The organism is Novacetimonas pomaceti (assembly GCF_003207955.1).
GTDB classification, from domain to species: domain Bacteria; phylum Pseudomonadota; class Alphaproteobacteria; order Acetobacterales; family Acetobacteraceae; genus Novacetimonas; species Novacetimonas pomaceti.
Genome location: NZ_NOXG01000052.1, coordinates 1 through 5,840, shown reverse-complemented (window position 1 = coordinate 5,840; position 5,840 = coordinate 1). Strand labels below are relative to the sequence as shown.

5 protein-coding genes and 2 pseudogenes are annotated in these 5,840 nt (G+C 47.3%); 5 read left to right on the top strand and 2 right to left on the bottom strand.

The genetic code is table 11. The features are described from left to right. A pseudogene (locus tag CFR71_RS15055) lies at window positions 1–369 on the bottom strand (transposase); the annotation flags it as partial. A 187-nt stretch (window positions 370–556) separates the two neighbouring features. Here CFR71_RS15055 and CFR71_RS17060 point away from each other — a divergent pair. Beyond that, window positions 557–711: pseudogene (locus tag CFR71_RS17060) on the top strand (IS5/IS1182 family transposase); the annotation flags it as partial. A 12-nt stretch (window positions 712–723) separates the two neighbouring features. Here CFR71_RS17060 and CFR71_RS15045 read toward each other — a convergent pair. Then, window positions 724–1,293, bottom strand: a complete 570-nt coding sequence (locus tag CFR71_RS15045; RefSeq protein ID WP_110532128.1) for a recombinase family protein — start codon at window positions 1,291–1,293, stop codon at window positions 724–726. A gap of 275 nt (window positions 1,294–1,568) precedes the next feature. Here CFR71_RS15045 and CFR71_RS16310 point away from each other — a divergent pair, with 275 nt between their 5' ends. The 4 genes from CFR71_RS16310 to CFR71_RS16305 all read left to right on the top strand — a co-directional run bounded on the left by CFR71_RS16310 (window position 1,569) and on the right by CFR71_RS16305 (window position 5,657). Beyond that, a complete protein-coding gene (locus CFR71_RS16310; RefSeq protein ID WP_133251183.1) occupies window positions 1,569–2,237 on the top strand; it encodes a hypothetical protein in 669 nt (222 codons plus the stop codon). 13 nt (window positions 2,238–2,250) lie between these two features. Further along, window positions 2,251–2,403 (top strand): PAS domain-containing protein, encoded by a 153-nt coding sequence (locus tag CFR71_RS17220; RefSeq protein WP_338065947.1) that lies wholly within the window; start codon window positions 2,251–2,253, stop codon window positions 2,401–2,403. A 38-nt stretch (window positions 2,404–2,441) separates the two neighbouring features. Beyond that, window positions 2,442–4,844, top strand: a complete 2,403-nt coding sequence (locus CFR71_RS15040) for an EAL domain-containing protein (protein WP_239020448.1) — start codon at window positions 2,442–2,444, stop codon at window positions 4,842–4,844. Window positions 4,845–4,994: 150 nt separating this feature from the next. Next, on the top strand, window positions 4,995–5,657 hold the full coding sequence (locus tag CFR71_RS16305; RefSeq protein ID WP_133251182.1) for a hypothetical protein: 663 nt from the start codon (window positions 4,995–4,997) through the stop codon (window positions 5,655–5,657). The last annotated feature ends 183 nt before the right edge of the window (window positions 5,658–5,840 follow it).

Sequence of the window (5,840 nt, the reverse complement as noted above, 5' to 3'; positions counted from 1 at the left end):
TGAGTTGCAGCAGCGTGCATTGCCGGATTATCGGCAGACGCGCTCGCTTCGGGTCAATCATCTGCCGCCTCTGATCACGCCCAACCGAGCAGAGGCATCCCGCAAAAAATCCCGTTCCACCAGCAACTGGCCGATCTTGGCATGCAGTTTCTCTACATCAGCAGGGCTGACTGAAGGTTCCGTTACTGACTTACCAGAAAAAAGGCTTGCCATGCCTTCGATCGCCTGGCGCTTCCATTGGGCGATCATCGTCTGATGCACACCATGTTTCGACGCCAACTCCGCCAGCGTCAGTTCCCCACGGATCGCCTCCAGCGCAACCCGTGACTTGAACTCCGCCGCATACCGTTTCCGCGTAACCTTGCCCATAAAACCCGTCCTCGTTCAGGCCAGATGATAGCTTATCGCCCTGTCCGAAAAATGGGGGCCACTTCTTTCATTCCCGCCCGTTCCTCAGGTCGGGATGAGCTTAACACCCTGTCCAGATTTCCGGCACCACCTCACTTCAAATCGAGGGCATTCCACGGGACAAGGTCACCGGGAATCAAAGCCACTTTACAACTGGCACCTGTATAAAAAGCGTCACCTTATCGAAAACATGTTCGCAAGGCCTCAGAACTGGCGACGTATTGCGACCAGATACGACCGGTGCGCTCATACATTATGTCCGCAATTCACATCGCAGCAAGCTTCATCTTCTATCTCAAATAATGATTCTAGAGACTAATCTCGTTGCATTTGATATTTACTAACAATCCTATATATAGTTGCCTTATGTACTCCAAACCTTGATGCCACGTCGGATATAGGGATACCATCTTCCACGATCATCTTGCGGACAAGAGCAATCTCCGGTTTATTGAGTTTTGCGGGGCGTCCAAGATGCACACCCCTTTCACGCGCAAGTTGACGGCCTGCTTCTGTGCGATCTCGGATTAATGCCCTTTCAAACTCCGCTATGCCGGCAAAAATGGTTAGTATCATTCTGCCGGCGGGAGATGTCGTATCGGCCCACGGTTCCGAAATGGAGCATAATCCAACATTCTTCGTACGTAGATATGACGATATTTCCAGTAAGTGCTGCGTAGACCGAGCAAGTCGGTCCAGCCGGTGGACAATTATTATGTCGTCAGCTGCTACACGTCGGAGAAGTTTTGTGAGCTCTGGACGATCTTTATCCGCTCCCGAGCGCTTTTCCTGAAGTATGATCTTGCAGCCCGCTGTTTCAAGCGCATGTAACTGTGTCGCCAAAGTCTGCTCTTCCGTACTTACTCTTGCATAACCAATCAGCATCACATTCTTCGATCAAGGTTTGTGGTTGAAATCCGGTTATATACAGAACTTACCCGATGTCCGCATGATATATATCCGTTTTTTTTGGGGTTGCAAAATTTGTAACTTTAGAAAAAGCCACCCACACATCCCACAATGAGATGATTATTAGACATAAATAAGGCAGTCCCTAGCATATACTTTTAGGGCGCCTTATATACGTCGTTCATAACCATAAAATCTAATAACTGCCCAATTCTCGCATATGTTACGCCTTATGCGACAGGAGTTTGGCAATGGCTGCCAGAACCGCCAAAGATGCTGCGCTCCTTACTGATCGCTCGGAAGTGATTGTAAGGGGGGGATTCTTTACGTGGGGAGAGGTAAGTCAGGCTATGGGGCGGTTAGTCTCGGTGGTAAAGGGTAAGAAATCGTCGAGGTGCTGTTTAGTTGTTGGGGAAGGTGCGTGGGTTAAGACGACGCTTTTCGACCTGGCTCCGTGGTGCGGTCAGAGTTATATCCTGCGTGGCGGTACGATGGAGTTCGACAGTTTGGGGGCGCTTCAGGTTCTGTGGTTAAGGCTGATCGTGGAGCCGCTTGGTGGCGAGTTGGTTTTTGGTCCCAAAGGCGATGAGTCGGGTTTAATTCTGATTGATATTGCGTTTTCTGAAACCCGGATGCCGCTATCTCTATCTTTATCTTTCCGTGACGTAGAAACGCTTACTATTTCTTATGATGCGGAAACTCGTATTACCTTACTGGGCCTTTTGCCAGGTAATGTGGGTGGCGACGATCGTGGGGCGTGGGCGATTCTTCGGTTTGATGGAGATCCATATGGTCTTTCATCCAGGTCGAATGAGGTGGATACCTTCCAAGATGCCGATCAATCCTTATTTTTGAAAAAATACATTTCAGAAGGGACTGAACGAACGATATCAATACATTTACCAAGAAACCTAAAATAATAAGAGTGTATTTATGGCTATTTTGGAAAATATGGTGCCGCTAGTCCGCATCCTCAACTGTATTGATGTCGGAGTTTTTCTGATATCTGAAGAGAATACGTTCCTGTTTGTGAATTTGGCTGCAGCAGAAATATGGGGGGGGTACCCGCAGATCTCATTGGTCTGAAGGTAGACATCCTGTTCCCCGGGGCGGGGCGGTTTGGCTTGGGAGCGCCGGGTGGCGAGGCGGGGTGCGCACAGCAACGTTCCATAGATGTTATGCTCAAGAATATTGGCTCACCTACAGCGCTTTGTCATCATGAATGCCGCCTTTTAAGGCTTCTCAAGAAAGACGGCAGTTCTTTATGGGTGGACGTGTCTGTTTACGAGACATATCTGTCGGGTGAGCGGATTTTTGCGCTGTGCATGCGGGATATGAAACATCAGATTGAACGTCAGCAGCAGCAGGTTTTGTTTGCGTCTATTGTAAAGAAAACCAATCATGGCGTTTTGGTAATAGATCCTCGGGGGAAAATTATTTATTCCAACGCCGCGTTCGGTCGACTTTTGGATTTTTCGGGTCAGAAGATTGAGGGACACGATTTTTCTATCATTCTGGCGGGTGCTGAAAGCGATCTTTCGGTCCTTGATGAGTTTTGGCAAAAACTCGCAGTGCGTCAACCATTTGAACTCGATATACATTCCCAATCCAACGCTGGTCGTGAACTCTGGCTCTCTGCGTCTATTACTCCTGTGTGTGATCCCTATGGCGAGGTGCAGGAGATTATCGCCGTTCTAAGCGACATTACCTGTACAAAGCAGATTGAGGCATTTCAGCGGGATGTGACGGACTCATTGGTGAGCAGTCTGTCGTTGCATGAGATCTTGTCGTTTATATGCCGCCGTATCGAACGGATCGCGCCCGATGTAGTTGCGTCTATTGCCACAGTCGATGATGATCGACGTATGTGTCTGACAGGTCGTTGTCTGCTTCCACCAGAGGTTGTGGCGGCATGGGATGGAGTCGAAATCGGTCCTAATGCAGGTGCCTATGGGACGGCTGCCTACACTGGTGAAGAAGTTATTTGCTCCGACATTGAACAGGATGTTAACTGGAAAGATGACGCTAGACAGATCTTGGTAGCACACGGCTTGGTCGCCTATTGGTCAACTCCCATTACGATCCGTGATGGGAAAATTGCTGCTGTCCTAACATTCTATTTTCGTACCAAGCGTGAACCCAGCGCTTGGCATCGTCGTATCGAACATGCATGCGTGCATCTTTGCGCGCTTGCTATTGAACAGCACCAAGCACAGGATGATCTGGCGCGCCTAGCAGAATATGATGTCCTTACCGGGTTACCCAATCGTATGTGGGTCCGACATTACTTCGAACAGCAGGAAGAACGGGCAGGATATTTTGACCTAACGGTCATGGTGGTCAATCTTGATCATTTGCGTGCTGTTAACGATGTATTCGGGTGGACGGTCGGTGATGAGGTCTTATTAGGAATTGCTAACCGCCTTAAAAAAATACTTGCTCCAGGCGACCGAATTTCGCGGACAGGTGGCGATGAATTTACAATACTGACGATGCGCAATCATCATAGCATCACTGCACTTGCCGACCTAATTATTCGTACAGTATCACCTCCTTTCGTAATAAATGATATTACTGTCGCAGTATCCGCAAGTATTGGTATTGCAAATGGAGAAACGTCTGGGGACTCCATGCGACAACTGCTACAGCACGCCGACATGGCTCTCTCACAAGTTAAGGCGACAGAGCGCGGTTGTTATCGTTACTTCAACTTGGAAATGAGCAAACATGCCGTTGATCGAATTGTCTTGGTAAATGCTCTTAAGAAAAGCATCGAGGATGGCAGTCTTGCGCTTGTTTATCAACCGCAGGTGGATGCAGTTACTGGTATGCTCCACGGCGTGGAAGCGTTGGCCCGTTGGAATGATCCCATGCTTGGCGTAATATCGCCTAGTCGTTTTATTCCGCTAGCAGAAGCGACTGGGCAAATTGAGGCATTGGGGGAATGGTCGCTTCGTACAGCATGTCGCCAGATGGCAGACTGGGTAAGGGCAGGCGTGGATGTGCCCACTATTGCTGTAAACATATCGGCGCTACATTTCCGTAATCCCAATCTCCCTCAGTTGATACGGGACATTCTCGCAGATATTGGAATTTCTTCTGATCGTCTTGTAGTAGAAGTCACAGAAAGTGCCATGATCGACAATCATGAGCAGACTCTTTCCACGGCAACAGCCATTAGGGCACTTGGAGTGGGACTGTCCATGGACGATTTTGGAACGGGATTTTCTAGTCTTTCCAATCTAGCGAACCTACCACTGACGGAAGTCAAGATAGACCGTAGTTTTATGGAGGGATTCGAGGTAACAGGTAAGGTTCACTCTATTGTAACTGCGATTATCCGTCTCGCAGAAAGCTTGAAGCTGATAGTTGTGGCAGAGGGCGTAGAAAACGCAAGGCAACTAGATCTTCTGAGAGATGCCGGATGTGACGTAATCCAGGGATATTTTTTCTCTCGACCGCTAGATGCCTGTGCATTGCAACAATGGATCAGCGACCGTTTTGAGGATGATAGTACCATTATGTGACGAATATGTCAGATAATGAGCAGATATATATTGTGTGAAAGAAAAATATTTCTCCTGGTAAAGAGTTGTTGAGACTGAAAATATGGATGTAAAGCTGTCGAAAGTGTCGAATTCTTCCATATTTATATTAAGTAAGAAACAATGCTTTGTATGAAAAAGATAGATGGTTATGCTCAGCAAGCTAATGAGATTATCCTAAAGGACGGGCAGTATATATTGTATCCCGATAATAAAAAGGGACGAGGACACATATTGTCGCGTTCGATTTATGTGGGTCCTGAGATATCACGTATTGTTGCCAGGCACCACAGTTACGTCAGGTTAGGGACCGATATGCTGCTAATGCGAAGTAGTCTCGACTTCGTATTGGACGGAGGAACGATTCAGTTTGGTGGTATGAGGGAGAATATTAGTGCGTGGGTTCATGTTTGTATCGGAAGTTATGGAGGAAGGATTGTAATAAGAGAATCTGATTCCGATACTGGCTCTATTTTCATAATAGTTTCTACAAAAAATATTTCCAATCATGCAGTTGTTGAAGTTATTTGGAGGGACGTCCGGAAACTTATAATGACTTATGACCCTGTCGTTAATCTTACCATTATAGGGAATAGTAAAAACGGTGTGGATTTTGGTGAGGCAGGTACTTTTGTGAGGATGCAAGACGACCCACTTGGGATTTTGCTTCGAGGCGATCTCCAACCAGCCCCTACAATACGCAATTTTCCGGTATATCATGTCATCGCATGCCCAGAAGATGATGAAGATGACATTTCTATTCAACCAGTATTCTCTTCGTGTGCGTATATGTGAATAAATGTCGTGTTTGATACGCCTTTTATGCTAGGAGATTTCAGCGTCTTTAAGAGCCTGATCCGAAAGTTTTTGAACAATACCAGCCTGTTGTGATTCATCCGTCTTTACGAAGAGATGGAGTGAATGGTGACATGGACTGGTATTGCCCGACGTGAACATAGCCGGGAAGGACTGCGATAT

Excerpts from the sequence above, each read along its gene's own strand:
- CFR71_RS15045 (WP_110532128.1), bottom strand. The coding sequence starts at position 1,293 with ATGCTGATTGGTTATGCAAGAGTAAGTACGGAAGAGCAGACTTTGGCG.
- CFR71_RS16310 (WP_133251183.1), top strand. The coding sequence starts at position 1,569 with ATGGCTGCCAGAACCGCCAAAGATGCTGCGCTCCTTACTGATCGCTCG.
- CFR71_RS17220 (WP_338065947.1), top strand. The coding sequence starts at position 2,251 with ATGGCTATTTTGGAAAATATGGTGCCGCTAGTCCGCATCCTCAACTGT.
- CFR71_RS16305 (WP_133251182.1), top strand. The coding sequence starts at position 4,995 with ATGAAAAAGATAGATGGTTATGCTCAGCAAGCTAATGAGATTATCCTA.